We start from the raw sequence: 16,878 nt of genomic DNA, 5'->3' as shown, positions 1-16,878 counted from the left end.
GTCACTATTGTGGCGTATTTATAACGAGTACCGTTGCGCTCATCGCTGGTAATTCAATGGTTTTGCCAAGCTTTTGTGTTTTTTGAGTAAATAAATTAAATGCTGTTGTGCTGTTAGGCATTACCTCTTGCATATACTCAATATTTTTTTGTAGCGCTTGTGTGTTTTTATTCATAAATACCAACACTGTTTGCTCATCGCTAATACGCGCATAACTATAAACCCCTTGTTGAGGCGTAAAGTGTACAAGCTTCCCTTTATCTAATGCTGAGCTGTTTTTTCTAAAATTAAGCAGCGTACTGATGGTGTTATGCATCTCTTTTTGCTGTTTTTTTAAGCCCTCTTTGGTAAAGGCATTACGAGTTTGGCCTTCAAACCCGCCGGGGAAGTCGATTCTAATATCACCATGGTCTTTACTTGGGGTGTTATCTAATAGTACTTCCGTACCGTAATACATTTGCGCTATGCCACGTGTAGTTAAAAACAAGGTCATCGCCATTTTTGTTTTGGCAACATCTTGACCAAGCTCAGTGTAAACACGGCTCATATCGTGGTTATCGGCAAATACCATAATGTTATTTGTATCAGGGTATAAAAAGTCATTAGCTAACGATTCATATACTTTAACCCAACCCGTGTTCCAGCTTTCATCTTCATTTAGCGCTTGAATTACCGACTCTTGCAACGAAAAGTCCATCACGCTTGGTAAGCTTGATATATAGCCATCTTGGTTATGCTTGCCACGTTGCCAGTAAGAGGCAATAGCAGGGTTAGACGTCCACTCTTCTCCAACAATATTAAAATCTGGGTACTCTTGCATTATGGCTTTTGTCCAATCACTCAAAAATGCTTTATCTGAGTAAGAGTAGGTATCAACACGTATGCCGCTTAAATCGGCGTATTCTATCCACCAAATCGCATTTTGAATTAAGTATTCACTTAACAGTGGTTGGCGCTGATTTAAATCAGGCATGGTTTCTACAAACCAGCCATCGTTAAACTGGCGCTTGTCGTATTCACTGGCGTGTGGGTCTTGTATGGTTTGGCGCGCATGGCTGGTGGCATTTTTGCCTTTATTAAACTCACCATTAAAGTTAATCCAATCTTTAGTTGGCTTATCGTTAACCCAAGTATGCTCAGAGCCAAAATGGTTAAGGACCATATCCATTACCAGCCCTATACCCTGCTCTTTTGCTTTTACTGATAACGTTTTGTATAACTGGTTTGAGCCCATTCGTGGGTCAACCTTATAAAAGTCTGTAATTGCATAACCATGATAAGAATAATTAGGCATGTTGTTTTCAAGCACAGGCGTTAGCCAAAGCTGTGTTACGCCTAAGTCGTTTAAATAGGGTAGCGCGTTTATAACGCCCTGAATATCACCACCGTGGCGCCCACCTTTTATACTCGGGTTTGCCGCTTCTAACATGCTTGGGACGGTATCGTTTTGTTTATCACCATTAGCAAAGCGATCAGGGTTAATTAAATAAAGCGTATCAGCTGATGTAAACCCTTGACGCTGAGCGCTGTTTTTATCTCGTTTAAGAAGTGGAAACTCAAAGTTATTGCTCGTTTCGCTGCTATTAAATTCAAGCGTTCCGGCTTTAGCGGCGTCGGTAATGGTAATATTTAAAAATACATAATTTGGATTATCGGTACGAGTTACTTTATTTAACTTAACGCCGTTGTATTTAGCTAATTTAATTTGCTCGTTTGCAATGTTTTGCTCATGAACCATGATGGTAATCGTGTTTTTGTTCATGCCAACCCACCAATTAGCAGGCTCAACGTCAAGTGCGTAGCTAATAGTTGGTAAAGTACAGGCACTTACAAGTAAAAGTTTTTTTAAAAGTTGCATCATCAGGCCTTTTTAATTTTTGCTAAAAAATTTTTATGAGTGGGTAATTGATCTACCGTTGAGGTAATAAGCGTTTTTAGTGTTGAGAATAAATCGTTTAGTTGTTCACTACTGAGTGAGTCAACAATGCTGTTGTAATCTTCGGGGATAAGTCCTTGGCCAATAAACACCTGTTGCCAGGCAACTTCGGCAAATAATTCGTCGTTTTCGCGCACTACTTTGCCGGTTTGCTTAAATAATTTGAGCTTGTGAGCCAATGAGTCAGGAATGTCCATTTGCTTACATTGTCGCCAAAATGGGGAGTCCTCTCGCGCTGTTAGTGTGTAATGCAATATTATAAAATCACGAATGTGCTCTATTTCTATCACGCTTTGCTTATTAAATTCAGTAACTAAAGCTTCGCTTATGCCATTGTGTGGAAACAGCTTTATTAAACGGGTTACGGCACTTTGTATTAAATGAATGCTGGTAGACTCTAGCGGCTCTAAAAAGCCACTGGCAAGGCCAACCGATACCACATTTTTATGCCATTGTTTTAACCGCCGTCCTGTTTTAAATTTAATTACCCGCGGCTCAGTCATTGGCTCAGCGGGTAAATTATTTAATAATAACTGCGTTGCCGCATCGTCAGATAAATAACGACTACAATACACCAAGCCATTACCTATTCGGCTTTGCAGCGGTATTTGCCACTGCCAGCCTGCGCTGTGTGCAATTGAACGCGTATAAGGTTTTAGCTCGCTAGTACCTTGTGACTGCACCGCCACGGCGCTATCACACGGTAAATAATGAGACCAATCGACAAAACCGGTGTTAAGGGTTTGCTTTATGAGTAAGGCGCGCTGCCCAGTAGCGTCTATAAAAAGGTCACCATTTATCTGTTGTGTGTTACTAAGGGTTAATGATTTTATATTCCCTGATAGAGGGCATTGTTCAACCTGCTCTATTTTGGCATCAATATGCTCAACACCGCGTGATGTTGCGAGGTTTTTTAAAAACTCAGCATATAACGTTGCGTCAAAGTGATACGCATAACTCAAGCCAGGCAATTGTGTATTAGGTAGGGTATTTAAGGGTGCAAATTTATGCTGCTTAGCCGCTTGGTAGTTAAGAGAAAAGTCCCATAAGCTTTCTTTTGCACCGCTAATATGCCCTTTTACCCAAAAATTGTAAAAATCGCAAAAGGGGAGGTCTTTTCCAAATGAGCCAAAAGCATGCATGTAGCTATGAGAGGGGGTTTTCCAATTTTCGAACTCAATCCCTAATTTTATAGATGCATTTGTAGCGTTTATAAAATCTTGCTCGTTTATACCCAATGCGTTATTAAGCTGAATAATAGGCGGAATTGTAGCTTCACCCACGCTTATAGTGCCAATAGTACTTGACTCAATAAGGGTTATTTTAATTACTTTACCTAACACTTTATTAAGCAAGGCGGCTGTTATCCACCCTGCCGTGCCCCCGCCTGCGATTACGACGTGTTTTATTGGTTTCATATTATTGTCCACGTTTACAGTTTAAAGCTTTGTTGAGTATGATAAAGTAGCTATAAAAAAGCCCTTGTAAAACAAATTACAAGGGCTCCTACACACAACCTTTATTATAGCTTGTAGCTAAAGCCTAACAAGTAAGTACGACCGTAATCTTGGTAGTCACGAACTTGTAGCGCGTTATCGCCAGAAAGCGATGTAAACGGCTCTTCTGTTAAGTTTTGAACTTGGAACTGAATTGATAACCCTTCAAGGCTTTCAACACCGGCCTCACTAAAGTCGTAACCCGCTTGAATGTCCCAAATTGTTTCGCCTAGGATATCCACTTGCTCGGTATCAAAACCTAGCCCGTATACATCACCTTTAAAGGCACTACGTTTACGCATGCTGGTACGCAGTTGAATACCATTCATTTCGTAGTAAACCGTTAAGCTCTGAATTTTGTCAGACAGACCCGGTAGCTCGTACTCATTGCCGTTTTGATCTTCAATATCAGACTCAATACCTGTATGGCTTGCAATTAAACCAAAACCTTCAAGTGACGGGTGGAATATTTTAAATGGTAACGCTAGTGATAGCTCGTAACCGTATAGGTCGCCGCCACCGCCATTTACTTTACCACTGCCAGTACCTTCAGATGTAGCTGGGATTTCACCTGTTGAAGGGTCAGCAACGCCCGACATATCAATTTCGTATGTGCCGTCAAAAATCCACTGGGTTAAGTCTTTATAGAAAAACGCAGCAGAGAAGTAACCTTCATCGCTAAAGTAGTTTTCGTACGTTAAATCGTAACCAGTTGCTTCTTTAGGCTCTAGGTTAGGGTTACCACCCGATACAGACCAAAAGTTACCGTTTTCATCAGGCGTTGTGTTGTATGATGCATCAATCGATGAGTTCATCTCGTCCAAACGGGCGCGTGAGATTGTTTTAGCTGCACCAAAACGTACTGTTTGCTGCTCATCAATCGCAAGTGATAAGTTCAAACTTGGTAAAACGTGTGAATAATCGTGGCTAATATTGGTAGGTGATGCCACAACAATGCCATCTACAGTACTAAATGCATTACCTTGCGATGACTGATCAGTGTGAACGTAACGTACACCGATATTACCCGTTAACGCTAAGCCGCTTACTTCGGCATTAATATTAGCTTGTGCAAATGCAGAGGTAATTTCTTCTTTTACGGTCCACGATTTAGTTAAATGGCTCGTATTTGTTAAGCTTTCATCTAGTAAGTCGTAGTAGCCGTCATTAACAAGACCATTTACATCGTAGGCAATCATATCGCCCATGCCAATAAAGTCTAAATCAACGCTGCCCATTCGATACTGCTCTGGCACGGTAACTAAACCCGGGTTATCAAGTGAAAACCCAGATAACGTCATAAAGAAGCCCTGTGAATCTTTGGTTTTTTCGCGCTCTTTATAAGACATACCAAATTCAATTGAGCTGAAGTATTCGTTTTCTAATACTTTAGATGCCGCTAGTTTTAACGTAGATAACTCATCTTCAATTGTAGGTGCATTAATGAAACCATCTTGCGCTTGGTTTTCATACTCGGTGCCGGTTAAGCCATATTTATCATTTAAAGCAGAGCTTGCACCCCATGATAAAGGACCACCTAATTGCATTAAGCTGTAATCGCTGTAATCTAAATCGTGAGTAAACGTAGCACCTGTATTACCACCGTTAAATGTGTAACCAAGGTTATCTGCAACACCGCGAGCATCGCCTCGACCTGTGCCTGAGTAACTCTCAAGGCTCCAAATTTTACGGTCTACTTGAGAGTAACTCGCGTCAAACTCTACTGACCACGAGTCATCAATATCGTATTTAGTGTTAAAGCCAAACGCGGTTAGTTCTGCTTCACGCTCTTCGTAGTCGTTACGAACAACCACACGTTGGCCATTTGTTACCGCACTGGTAATAAAGCCACTTGCGTCATCTACAGCTACGCTTGCAGGGTCAATCGAACCTTGACCCCATGCGAATGGGATTTCGATACCACGTAAGATTTTTTCATCTGTAAAATCAACATATAACGCATCAAACGTCATGTTTAATTTGTCTGTAGGAGCGGCCTCTAGTACGAGCATTGCTGAGTCACGTTCAAGGGTTGATGAACGTACAAATGGTTTTGCACCCCCTAATATAGAGTACGTTTGACCATCATCAGCAGTAAATTCAGGGTAACCCCAAGAGTTCCAACGTTTTTCTTGATTTGGAGAGCTCATGGTATTTAGTGCAAACGCAACACCTATGGTGTCATCTGCAAATTGATCAATGTATGAAATAGTACCGCGGTAACCATCGTCGTTACCGTCTGGGTTTAGTTTATCAAAGCTAGTTTGCTCGTATTGGCCATTAACTTGAAATACACGCTCGCCTTTACTTAAAGGACGTACGGTTTGCATGTTAATAACACCGGCAATACCTTCTGCTTCAATACTTGCATTAGGTGTTTTATATACGGTAACGCCGCTCATAATTTCTGATGGATAAAGGTCAAACTCTACGCCGCGGTTATCGCCAATAGATACTTGCTCGCGGCCATTAAATGTGGTGCCACTTTCGTTTTCACCAAAACCACGAATTGATACTCTACTTGCGCGACCATCTAGGCGCTGCGCCGTTAAACCTGGTAAGCGTGCAATAGACTCAGCAATAGATGAATCAGGAAGTTTACCTATATCTTCAGCTGAAATTGACTCAACGACTTGAGTAGAAAAACGCTTTGTGTTGATTGATTCTACAACACTGCCACGAAAGCCTTTTACTTCGATAACCTCAACGTCATCATTTTTAACTGTATCTTCTTGTGCTGCTACAGAGGCAAAGCTTGCTAATCCTGCAGTAGCCATTGCCAACGTTAATATACTTGGTTTGAACATAGACATGATGTTTTTCCCGTTACCCATATTGTGATACTCGCTTCTTTATTTGAGTGATAGTCAAACAGGCGAGCTAATTTTGTTGTCAGCATCAATATTAACGCTCGAATTATTTTATTAACAACTTTATGCATACGTATTCAGTACTATGCAAAACGCTAAAAGTTAACAATGAGTTCACAAATAAAACTTTAACCCACTGTTTTAAATAGTTTTATATTGGTGCAACCTAGTGATTTATTATCATTATAAAAATACATCAATTATTTAACTGAAATCCCTGTGTCATCGTTTGTAAATAGCGTTAATTAAAGGTTTTTTATAAATTTACACCCATATCTTTTGTAAAGATTATCAGATTAAATTGGTCTGACCAAAGAATGAAATCACCAAAGCTGTGCAGCCCTTTAAAAATAAGCACCAAAATAGCCAGTTGTTTTAGTTACACATAAATAAACATGATTGGTAAAAGTGCTGCAGCGGTTTTTATGGGTAACTTTCTGCTTAGATAAAACCGCTTTTATGTAAGTAAATTAGCTGCATACGTATGCAGACTTTTTACAGAGCAGCACCCTTCACGTATGCTTTTTGAAAATTTAGTGATTGTTTCAATCAAACTAATAACAATATAAATACTATGTGGAACGACGGAGAAAAGCATGGCCCAACAGCAGTGGTATAAAGGTGCGGTTATTTATCAGGTTTACCCGCGAAGCTTTCAAGACAGCAATAACGATGGTATTGGTGATCTTAAAGGGATAATTAATCGCATTGATTACATTAAAAGCTTAGGCGTTGACGCTATTTGGATTTCTCCTTTTTTCAAATCTCCAATGAAAGATTTTGGCTACGACATAAGTGACTATCGCGATATAGACCCCATATTTGGTGACCTAAACGACTTTGATGAGTTAATAGATCAAGCACATAAACGCGACATTAAAATTATTATTGACCAAGTGTTAAGCCATACATCAGACCAACATCAATGGTTTTTAGATAGCCGCGAAAATCAAAACAATGATAAAGCTGACTGGTACGTATGGGCAGATGCTAAAGAAGATGGCACAGCGCCTAATAACTGGTTATCTATTTTTGGTGGCGGTGCTTGGCAATGGGAGCCTCGTCGCGGTCAATACTATTTACATAACTTTTTAACCGAACAGCCTGATTTAAACTTTCATAACCCAGATGTAAGAAAAGCTGTTTTAGAAAATGTAGAGTTTTGGCTTAAAAAAGGTGTAGATGGTTTTAGATTAGACGCTATTAACTTTTGCTACCACGATGCACAATTACGTGACAATCCTGCAAAGCCTAAAGATAAACGCCAAGGCCGTGGCTTTAGTGAAGATAACCCATACGCGTTTCAGTACCATTATTATAATAACACCCAACCAGAAAACATTGAGTTTATGCAAGACATACGTGCACTACTTAATAAATACCCGGGTACTGTATCACTTGGTGAAATTTCATCGGAAGATTCATTGGCAACAATGGCAGAATATACCCAAGGCGGTGATAAGCTGCATATGGGTTACAGTTTTGAGCTACTCACGGATGATTATTCAAGTGAATACATAAGAGAAACCGTACAGACTCTAGAGCAACGCATGACTGAAGGTTGGCCGTGCTGGGCGTTTAGCAACCATGATGTAGAGCGTGTTGCGAGCCGCTGGAGCCAAAATGGTGAAATAAACCCAGCACAATGCAAAATGCTTACAGCTTTATTAGCTTCTTTGCGTGGTAGCGTATGTATGTACCAAGGTGAAGAGCTGGGGCTAGGTGAAGCCTCTGTAGCATTTGAAGACCTACAAGACCCATATGGCATTACCTTTTGGCCAAACTTTAAAGGTCGCGACGGCTGTAGAACGCCAATGCCATGGGAAGGTAACAACACACAAAACGCAGGATTTAGTGCTGCTAAACCCTGGTTACCAGTTGATAGCGCGCATACGCAGCAGGCTGTGTCTGTACAAGATAAAGATGCAAACTCTATACTTAATGCCTACCGTGAGTTTATGACATGGCGTAAACAGCATACTGTGTTATTAGCAGGCGATATTAAGTTTATTGATACTGCTGAGCCTATCCTCGCTTTTTACAGAACGCTAAACGAGCAAACGATGTTATGTGTGTTTAACTTAGCTGATAGTAGTCAAACATTTGAGTTGACTAAAACAGTGACTGAGGCGCATGACTCACTATCTCACTGTAATGCTACTTTAGATGGTAATAAACTCAACATGAATGGTTTTGGCTGTTACTTTGCTTTTGTAAAATAAGAATGCCCTGACTAATAATACTCAAAAGCTCGATTGTATCGGGCTTTTTTGTGCGCTCAAATAGTGGGGCTGCTATAGCCGGTATTAAGACGAAATACCGGCCACCAAACCACTAACTTAACCTTTCTAATGTGATTGTGTTTTACTATTTAAATAATCCGTGAGCGCAAATAACACGCCAGAGCTTACAAAGGTGACATGGATAATCACTTTCCAAAATAGCTCATCACTTGAATGAATATTAGAATTAATAAATACCTTTAAAAGCTCAACCGCAGATATGGCAACAATTGCGCTAATAAGCTTCATTTTTAAGCCAGAGAAACCTACTTTCCCCATCCATGACGGCCTATCTTCGTGGCCCTCAATATTAAGCTTTGAAACAAAGTTCTCATAACCACTAAAAATAATAATAAGTAATAAACCAGCCAGTAAAGCGGTATCAACGAGAGTAAGTATACCCACCAATAACTCTTGGTTTGTTGCACTAAAAGTGGCAATACCCATTAAATAAAGTTGCTTAAAAAACTTTATTAATAGCAATATTACAGCAAATAGTAGGCCTACAAAAAACGGGGCTAATAACCAGCGCCCTTTAAATATAAACGACTCTAAGCCCTGCTCTACTTTGTGTATTTTACGAGGCGTACTGGCTGGTTTTGCTTGGTGCTCTGACATTAACTTATCTTTTTATAAAAAAGCGACCTTAGCTTATAATTTATTACAACACAATTACTTATATAATTATTTAAGCGTAATTTACTCATCTTGACGATAAAAATTTTTCGTTATCTTTTATTTTAATTTCGATTAAAAATCACTACACCAACAGAGTTGTTCTGCATTGGGCACTATTTAAATACAGCTTTAAAATGTATTTAAATCGTAAAACTATTTATTTAGGAATCAACAAATGAATAAAGCATTGCTAGCATTAATAGTTGCACCACTTTTTGCTGTATCTGCAACGGTTGCAATCGCAGACGATGCACCAGTAGCTTCTGCACAAACAATTAAAGAATACACAGATATGTGTGTAAATTGGGCTAAAGATGATGATGTAAGTAACGACGATCTATTTGGCTATGTTCTTCAATGCGTTAATGATGAATTAGAGTCTGAAGGCTACAAAAAAGTATCTACTGTACAAATCTAAACAATAAAAAATATGCGGCTAATAAAGCCATTGCGACGCATATAATCATAAAAAAACCGGAATGACACAAGCTGTGCATTCCGGTTTTTATTTGTCTTAGGCTAAATAAATTTTAACGTTTATTCAGCTTCTTTTTTTGCTTTAGGTTTAGCTGGCGATTTTTTTGCAGCCGCTTTCTTTTTAGGCGCTGCTTTTTTCTTCGCTTCTTCTACCCATTTACCCGCTTCGTAGTGAGCAGTCCAGCCTGTGGCTTTTCCGTCAACTTCAGTCATCACGTATTGCGCTTTATTTTTACGGCTATAACGTACTACGGCTAAATTACCATCAGGATCTTTTTCTGGCGCATCAGCTAAGTAATAAAACTTAGGTGAAATACGCTCTCTAAAACGCTTTAGCTCAGCCACTTTAGGCGCGCGCGTCTCGCGTGATTTAGGGAAAGTGTTAGCCGCCAAGAAAATACCTGCAGCCCCGTCACGTAAAACAAAATAAGCTTCTGACTTTTCACATTCAAGTTCAGGTATGTGCACAGGATCTTCTTTTGGTGGCGCAGCTTCGCCGTTTTTAAGTAACTTACGCGTATTTTTACACTCTTCGTTGTTACAGCCAAAATACTTACCAAAGCGGCCCGACTTAAGCTCCATGTCTGAGCCACATTTATCACATTCGATAATAGGCCCATCGTATCCTTTAATTTTAAAGGTACCTTGCTCAACGATATACCCTTCACATGCAGGGTTATTACCACAAACATGTAATTTACGGGTTTCGTCTATTAGGTAAGAGTCCATAGCCGTTTCACAGATTGGACAGCGCTTCATTTGCATTAATGTTTCAGTTTCAATGTCCTCAACATCTGCCGCAACCGCTTCATCCCCTGATACTAGGTTCATAGTGGTTGTACAACGCTCTTTAGGTGGTAAGTTATAACCTGTACACCCTAAGAAAACACCCGTTGATGCTGTTCGAATACCCATTTTTCTGCCACATGTAGGGCAATCAATGTCGGTTTCGACCATTTGATTAAGGCGCATTCCGCCTTGCTCTGGCTCATCTTTGGCTATGTTTAATTGCGTAGAAAAATCAGCATAAAACTTATCAAGCACTTGGGTCCATACACGCTCGCCTTCGGCGATATCATCTAAACGACCCTCCATTTTTGCTGTAAAGTCAAAGTTCATTAAATCAGTGAAGTTTTCAACCAAACGGTCGGTAACAATTTCGCCCATTTTTTCAGCGAAGAAACGACGGTTTTCTACCCGTACATAACCACGGTCTTGAATTGTTGAAATAATTGATGCGTACGTAGATGGACGACCAATACCACGTTTTTCAAGCTCTTTTACTAAACTTGCTTCACTAAAGCGCGCTGGCGGTTTAGTAAAGTGCTGCTTAGGGTCAAGCTCAATTAAACTAAGTACTTCGCCTTCTTTTACTGCTGGCAGCGATTGATCTTCTTCATTCTTTTTACGTACCGCAGGTTGCACTTTTGTCCAACCATCAAAGCGAAGTACTCGCCCTTTTGCTTTTAGTTGAAACTCATCAGCGGCCACAGTAAGCGTTGTTAAGTCGTACTCTGCAGGTACCATTTGACAGGCAACAAACTGACGCCAAATTAATTCGTACAGTTTTTTGGCATCGGCATCAACACCTTCAACATGCCCAGAAAGTACAGTGACACTTGAAGGACGGATCGCTTCGTGCGCTTCTTGTGCATTGCCTTTAGAGCTGTAGCTAATTGGGTCTTTAGGTAAGTACTTTGCGCCAAACTCTTGGGTTACATAATCACGACACATTTCAACTGCATCTTTTGACAGATTAGTTGAATCGGTACGCATATAAGTAATGTAACCGCCTTCGTAGAGGCGCTGTGCAAGCATCATTGTTTTTTTAACGCCATAGCCTAAACGTGTACTGGCGGCTTGTTGCATGGTTGAAGTAATAAAAGGCGCACTTGGGCGGCTTTTGCTGGGTTTTTCTTCAACACTTATTACTTTATATTCGGCTGCCTCAAGGCTTTTAACTGCGGCTGTAGCCTGAGCCTCATTTACCGGCTTAAATGGCTTGTCTGCTTGTTTGGTGACTTCTAAGCGTAATTGTGACTCAGTATTTTTAACATCGGCGTGTATATCCCAAAACTCTTCTGGAATAAACGCTTTGATTTCACGTTCGCGCTCTACTAATAAACGTACCGCAACCGATTGCACACGCCCAGCAGAAAGCCCGCGCGCTACTTTAGCCCATAATAATGGCGATACCATAAAGCCAACTACACGGTCTAAGAAGCGGCGTGTTTGTTGTGCATATACCATGTCGGTATTTAGTTCACCAGGTGTTTCAAACGCTTGTTGAATCGCATTTTTTGTAATTTCGTTAAATACAACGCGTTTATATTTTTCAGGCTCACCACCAATAATTTCTTGAAGGTGCCAAGCAATTGCTTCCCCTTCTCTATCCAAATCCGTTGCGAGATAAACTTGGTCTGCATTTTCGGCCAGCTTTTTTAACTCTTGAACTACTTTCTCTTTACCTGGCAAAATTTCGTAATGTGGCTCCCACCCTTTCTCAGGATCAATACCCATACGTGCAACTAAGTTAGTGTAATCTCGTTGCTGTTTATACGCTGCCTTTTCTTCAGGCTCCATTTTACGAACTTCAGCTGGCGTTTTAGTCGCCGGTACTTTAGCTTTGTTCGAACCTGAAGTAGGTAAATCACGCACATGTCCAATACTGGACTTTACGATGAAGTCTTTACCTAAGTATTTATTAATTGTTTTAGCCTTAGCAGGTGACTCTACAATTACTAGCGATTTGCCCATAGTTGCCTATTTCTAACCAAATATTTAAATGTGTTTTGCCGACATAAACGGCGCGAATATTTATAGGTATATCTACAAACACCTATTGTTACAAGCTTTTAATACAAACTTTTCAGTATTTACTGAATAAACAAACAATTTTTGTTGTTAAATTATACAAACCGGTGTTTTTAAAATAATTGCTGTGGAATATATAGAACACAAATAAAAAAGCCAACCTTAAGGTTGGCATTTTTTACATTCTACCGATTATAAGTCGTCGGTTACGCTAACAGAAAGCGTACTTTCTAACCCTGAAGGCGCTTCGGCAGTAACGGTTAAAATACCACTAAACTGCTCATTTCCTCCATCTAAGTCTTCACGCGTAATACCAAATGATAAACCAACAGGCACAATACTTGTTGTATTAGGGTAAGTGTAATTATCACTACCTGTTAAAATACCATTGTCTGTGTCAATAGAGATGGTTGTTTCAGCAGGCATTGGGTTGTTATATATATCCGCTATAAATACCGTAAGCCCAAGGCTAGCCGTGCCTGATGCAGTTTGTGTTAAATCAATTGCATCAACCTGACACATTATTGCGCTAGTGGGATCGTTTTGCACACGGCGAACTAGTGGACTTGCAGGGTCGCTGTTTACACGTACCTCTGAAGCGGTTGCGCCCGCGATAGCAGAACAATCATCCGCGTATGTAACTAGCCTAAAGTATGCAGTATCACCCGACATTACGATTTCTTGGTTTTGAAATACATTAACCATTTGACGACTACAAATACCTGCGGCTTCGTCTTCTTCACGACACAGTAAACCATTGTATAGGCCGTTTTCTGTGGTCCATGTACCATTGCCATCAAAATCGACAAATTCTTCAAACTCATCACCGGTTGAGTTATCACGTGAACATGGGTCGGTTCCATCATTACAGTCTTTACCGCCATAGGTGCCATCTTCATTGTTATCGATAAAGGCTTCTGGAATATCAAATAAATCATCAAAAAAGTCTTCACTGTCAAAGTAGCCGTTGCCATTTAAATCAGAGAACGTTTCTTCACCAATTGCATAGGCATGTACAGTGGCACGTCCACCTAACGGTAAATCTACCGTTAAGTCATTATTTAAAATTCCTAATGGGCATGGTAAGCCACCATCACACTTTTGCGTAATGGTATTTTCATACATAGAGTCAGTAAACGGGCGTGGGTTACTGCTAGTCCACGTTACGCTACACGTACCATTGGTTGTTGTACAACTTGGCTCTATTACGCCCCCTTCGGTGATAAAGCTAACAGCTGTTCCATCTGGCACAGGGTTGTTAAAGTGATCAGCTAGGCGAGCATTAACCGATACCGTATTACCATCAACATTTAACGCATGAGGGTTAAATATTGAACGCGATAGCGAAAAGCTATTTTGATCAGCAATACCTGTACTAATTACAAGAATATCTGAAGGGGCGGTTACAATAACCGTATCGCCATCTACGTCTTCTTCGCTAGATGCGATAACACGCACAGGCGTAGCAATTGAGCCCGATTGAACTGAGGTAGTCACTTCACCGCTGGCATTAGTAATTGCACTGGCTGTGCCTAACGTTATACCACCGACTGCCGTTGACAGCTCAAAGTTAACCGTTCTTGAAGCTAAATCATTGCCATTTGAATCCACAAGTTTAAATGTTACTTCAGAGATTTCAGTTCTGTCAGCACCACCCGTACCTTTTAATGCAATTACTGGCTCAGTCACTTCTACAAATTGTAAAAAGCCAATATTGGCAGGTGATACATTTATAGTAGTACTAGCAGAAACCGTATCGCCACCGGTGATCACGGTAGCCGTAATTATATCCCCACCCACACAAGTAAGCGGACGGTATGTAGAGCGTGCAAAGCCGCCAATACTGGTTACTGTTTCATCTATAAGTGCTTGGCCAGAGCCAACACAACCAGATGAAAATTCAACAGTAAGTGGTGTGGTATATAGCTCACCGTCTTTTGAAATTTCAATTGAGATAAGTGCTGTTGCACCTGCAGCTAATAGTTCATCGTCTGCAACCGAGGTGCTAATATCAATTTCAACATCTACAGCAGCAATTTGAAATGCCTTAGTTATATCGCTATCGAGCACTGACACAGTAATTTCACCGGCGCCTACATCTTGACCTGGAACAATTGTTAGTAGCGCAACGCCATTTGAATCTGTTATAGCAGTACCTGTTGAAGGAGTAACAGATCCTATCGTTGTAGTTGCAGTAACTAATCTTTGTGCAAGTGGAGTTGTTGAGTTTTCGTTCGTCACCTCAATGTATAAAATACCTGTTGAGTCACCCGAAATACTAGTTACCTCATCACACAATGATGAGTTTCGTGAAGTTGAAAAATCAGATGGACAATTTTGTAAAATTTTAAAGTCTATATCTGCAGAGCTCTGATTTGGGTCAATCGCGTCACCACGTGTATAAAACCCTATTGTCGCTTGAGCAGCTTCATATACAGCAGTAACCGTACCGGCACCTTCCACTGTTCCAGGAGCAAGATTTAATGTTGCTAAGCCACTTTCATCTGTTAAGGCGGTACCAGCACTTGGCAATAAGTTACCTAATGTTGAGCTGAAACTCACAACAGCTCCTACTACAGCTTCATTGTTTGAGTCTAAAACCGTGGCTTGAACTAAAGCGTTGTCATTTGCACTAACTTCGCTTGTTTGAGTTAACGTTGTTGAGGAAATCAAACTTAAATTAAGAGTGTAAGTGTCATCATCACCTTGTTCAGGAGCATCACCAGCTGTTGTAAAAGTAAAAAATTCAGAAGTAAAAGAATTACTATCTTCATCATTGTAAGTAGCGGAGATTGAACTAGCTCCGGCTTCAGTACCGGCTAATAAATCAATTTTTGCTATACCTTCCTCATTGGTCATTGCAGTACCATTTGAAGGGTTAATAACGCCCAAACCAGATAAGTTAAACTCTATTAATTTATAAGCCCCTGGCTCACCATCAAGTAATAGTTGCGCTTGTGCTACAGCAGGATTTTGAAAATCAACACTTCTAGTTTCTATATTATCACTCGATAGTAAACTAACTGTAATTTCTGCTTGTTCAATAATAATAGATTCAAAATCAAATGCTTCTGAGCTGATTGTTTCACCATCGATTGTATATGAAACTATAACTTCTGATGCACCAGCTGTATCGCCAGCTAGTAATTCAATAGTAGCCACCCCTTCATCATTTGTTAAAACGCTTCCAGAGCTTGGGTTAAGAATACCTATATCGCTAGCTAATGAGAAATTAACACTTTGCGAGATTACAGCCACACCTTCGTTAAGCAATGTAGCTCTTAACTCTAAAGGTACCAAAGAAGTTGTAGAATTTGATTGAGTGTCGGTACCTTGAGTGTAACCTTGAAGGGTTAAACTATAATCTGATTGATTGTCTTCATCGCCCTGTGATTGAAATGCAAACGTTGCACTGTAGACAACATCGTTCTGTGTATATATAGCTGTTACTTCACCAGCACCTACTGTAGTACCCGCGCTTAGCTCTACAGTCGCTTGGCCATTTGCTTGAGTTAAAGCTGATGATTGAGTCAATGAACCGACTTCATCTGCAAGTGTAAATGTTATGCGCTCACCAGAAATAGGGGTTTCATCAGAATCTAGTAGTGTGGCAGTTATATTTAACGGCGAATCGCTTGATACAATATTAGATTCACTACCGTCTGTTTGAGAATACCCTGCTACACTTACTGAGAAAGGATTTTCAACATCACTGTCTGAATCCCCTGTTGAACTGTAGCTGAAGCTATCTGTATATGAGGTACTATCGATAGTAAAAGTTGCAGTAACTTCTCCAGCTCCTTCAACTGTACCAGCCATCAGTTCAACAATAGCTATGCCATCACTGTTTGTAAGTGCGGAAGCTTGATTTAAAGCTCCAACATCATCTGCTAGGGTAAAAGTAATACGCTCACCTGATACTGCACCGCCATCTTCATCTTCTAAAGTAGCTCTAAGCTCTAAAGGAGCAGCCGCTGTGACCGTGTTTGACTCAGTGTCACTAGATTGTAAGTAACCTTTTAAAGTTACCGTGTAAGTGGATGTTTCTGTAGTAGAATCGTCATCATCTCCGATGGTGCCGTCTTTTTCGATTGTTCCACCACCACCACAAGCGCAAAGCAAAATGCTAAATAGTGTAATGCTGAGTAGTCGCGTTAAAGGCATGGACCTCTCCCTAGCGTTGTTATTATTTACTAATAGTTGTTTACCTAATATTAACCTATAACTTAGTCTAATATCACAGTTTTTTGTCACTTTTTTATGTAAATAATTCCGCAAAGGCTATTTTTTTCTGTAGTAAATATTTCCTTGCTGGTAGTCTATGG

At 40.3% G+C, this 16,878-nt stretch carries 8 protein-coding genes; 2 read left to right on the top strand and 6 right to left on the bottom strand.

Annotated features, from left to right (window positions below):
- Window positions 1-4 precede the first annotated feature (4 nt).
- The 3 genes from VOI46_RS07170 to VOI46_RS07160 all read right to left on the bottom strand — a co-directional run bounded on the left by VOI46_RS07170 (window position 5) and on the right by VOI46_RS07160 (window position 6,245).
- A complete protein-coding gene (locus VOI46_RS07170; RefSeq protein WP_004587798.1) occupies window positions 5-1,861 on the bottom strand; it encodes a glycoside hydrolase family 13 protein in 1,857 nt (618 codons plus the stop codon).
- Complete coding sequence (locus VOI46_RS07165) at window positions 1,861-3,354, bottom strand: tryptophan halogenase family protein (protein WP_282337450.1); 1,494 nt, start codon at window positions 3,352-3,354, stop codon at window positions 1,861-1,863. Before VOI46_RS07165 ends, VOI46_RS07170 begins: the two co-directional genes overlap by 1 nt.
- Before the next feature lie 104 nt (window positions 3,355-3,458).
- On the bottom strand, window positions 3,459-6,245 hold the full coding sequence (locus VOI46_RS07160) for a TonB-dependent receptor (protein ID WP_004587796.1): 2,787 nt from the start codon (window positions 6,243-6,245) through the stop codon (window positions 3,459-3,461).
- A gap of 653 nt (window positions 6,246-6,898) precedes the next feature.
- On the opposite strand from VOI46_RS07160, the gene VOI46_RS07155 reads away from it, so the two are divergent.
- Entirely contained in the window at window positions 6,899-8,524 is a 1,626-nt protein-coding gene (locus VOI46_RS07155) for an alpha-glucosidase family protein (RefSeq protein ID WP_004587795.1), read from the top strand.
- Between the two features lie 126 nt (window positions 8,525-8,650).
- On the opposite strand, the gene VOI46_RS07150 is transcribed toward VOI46_RS07155, so the two are convergent.
- Window positions 8,651-9,202, bottom strand: a complete 552-nt coding sequence (locus VOI46_RS07150; RefSeq protein ID WP_004587794.1) for a TIGR00645 family protein — start codon at window positions 9,200-9,202, stop codon at window positions 8,651-8,653.
- A 235-nt stretch (window positions 9,203-9,437) separates the two neighbouring features.
- Here VOI46_RS07150 and VOI46_RS07145 point away from each other — a divergent pair, with 235 nt between their 5' ends.
- Window positions 9,438-9,680 (top strand): hypothetical protein, encoded by a 243-nt coding sequence (locus VOI46_RS07145; protein ID WP_004587793.1) that lies wholly within the window; start codon window positions 9,438-9,440, stop codon window positions 9,678-9,680.
- Between the two features lie 119 nt (window positions 9,681-9,799).
- Here the strand turns inward: VOI46_RS07145 and topA are convergent, their stop codons facing one another.
- Both topA and VOI46_RS07135 read right to left on the bottom strand, forming a co-directional pair.
- Window positions 9,800-12,496, bottom strand: coding sequence for a type I DNA topoisomerase (gene topA / locus VOI46_RS07140; RefSeq protein ID WP_004587792.1), 2,697 nt, complete (start codon window positions 12,494-12,496; stop codon window positions 9,800-9,802).
- A gap of 249 nt (window positions 12,497-12,745) precedes the next feature.
- Window positions 12,746-16,717 (bottom strand): Ig-like domain-containing protein, encoded by a 3,972-nt coding sequence (locus VOI46_RS07135; RefSeq protein WP_004587791.1) that lies wholly within the window; start codon window positions 16,715-16,717, stop codon window positions 12,746-12,748.
- Window positions 16,718-16,878 lie beyond the last annotated feature (161 nt).

It is taken from the genome of Pseudoalteromonas sp. CuT4-3, assembly GCF_035666335.1.
Taxonomy (GTDB): domain Bacteria; phylum Pseudomonadota; class Gammaproteobacteria; order Enterobacterales; family Alteromonadaceae; genus Pseudoalteromonas; species Pseudoalteromonas atlantica.
The sequence above is the reverse complement of the archived record's forward strand: the minus strand, read 5'-3'. Positions and strand labels throughout refer to the sequence as shown.

Bases quoted from the DNA above. Each gene is read 5' to 3' on its own strand.
- VOI46_RS07170 (WP_004587798.1), bottom strand. From the start codon at position 1,861: ATGATGCAACTTTTAAAAAAACTTTTACTTGTAAGTGCCTGTACTTTA.
- VOI46_RS07165 (WP_282337450.1), bottom strand. From the start codon at position 3,354: ATGAAACCAATAAAACACGTCGTAATCGCAGGCGGGGGCACGGCAGGG.
- VOI46_RS07160 (WP_004587796.1), bottom strand. From the start codon at position 6,245: ATGTCTATGTTCAAACCAAGTATATTAACGTTGGCAATGGCTACTGCA.
- VOI46_RS07155 (WP_004587795.1), top strand. From the start codon at position 6,899: ATGGCCCAACAGCAGTGGTATAAAGGTGCGGTTATTTATCAGGTTTAC.
- VOI46_RS07150 (WP_004587794.1), bottom strand. From the start codon at position 9,202: ATGTCAGAGCACCAAGCAAAACCAGCCAGTACGCCTCGTAAAATACAC.
- VOI46_RS07145 (WP_004587793.1), top strand. From the start codon at position 9,438: ATGAATAAAGCATTGCTAGCATTAATAGTTGCACCACTTTTTGCTGTA.
- topA (WP_004587792.1), bottom strand. From the start codon at position 12,496: ATGGGCAAATCGCTAGTAATTGTAGAGTCACCTGCTAAGGCTAAAACA.
- VOI46_RS07135 (WP_004587791.1), bottom strand. From the start codon at position 16,717: ATGCCTTTAACGCGACTACTCAGCATTACACTATTTAGCATTTTGCTT.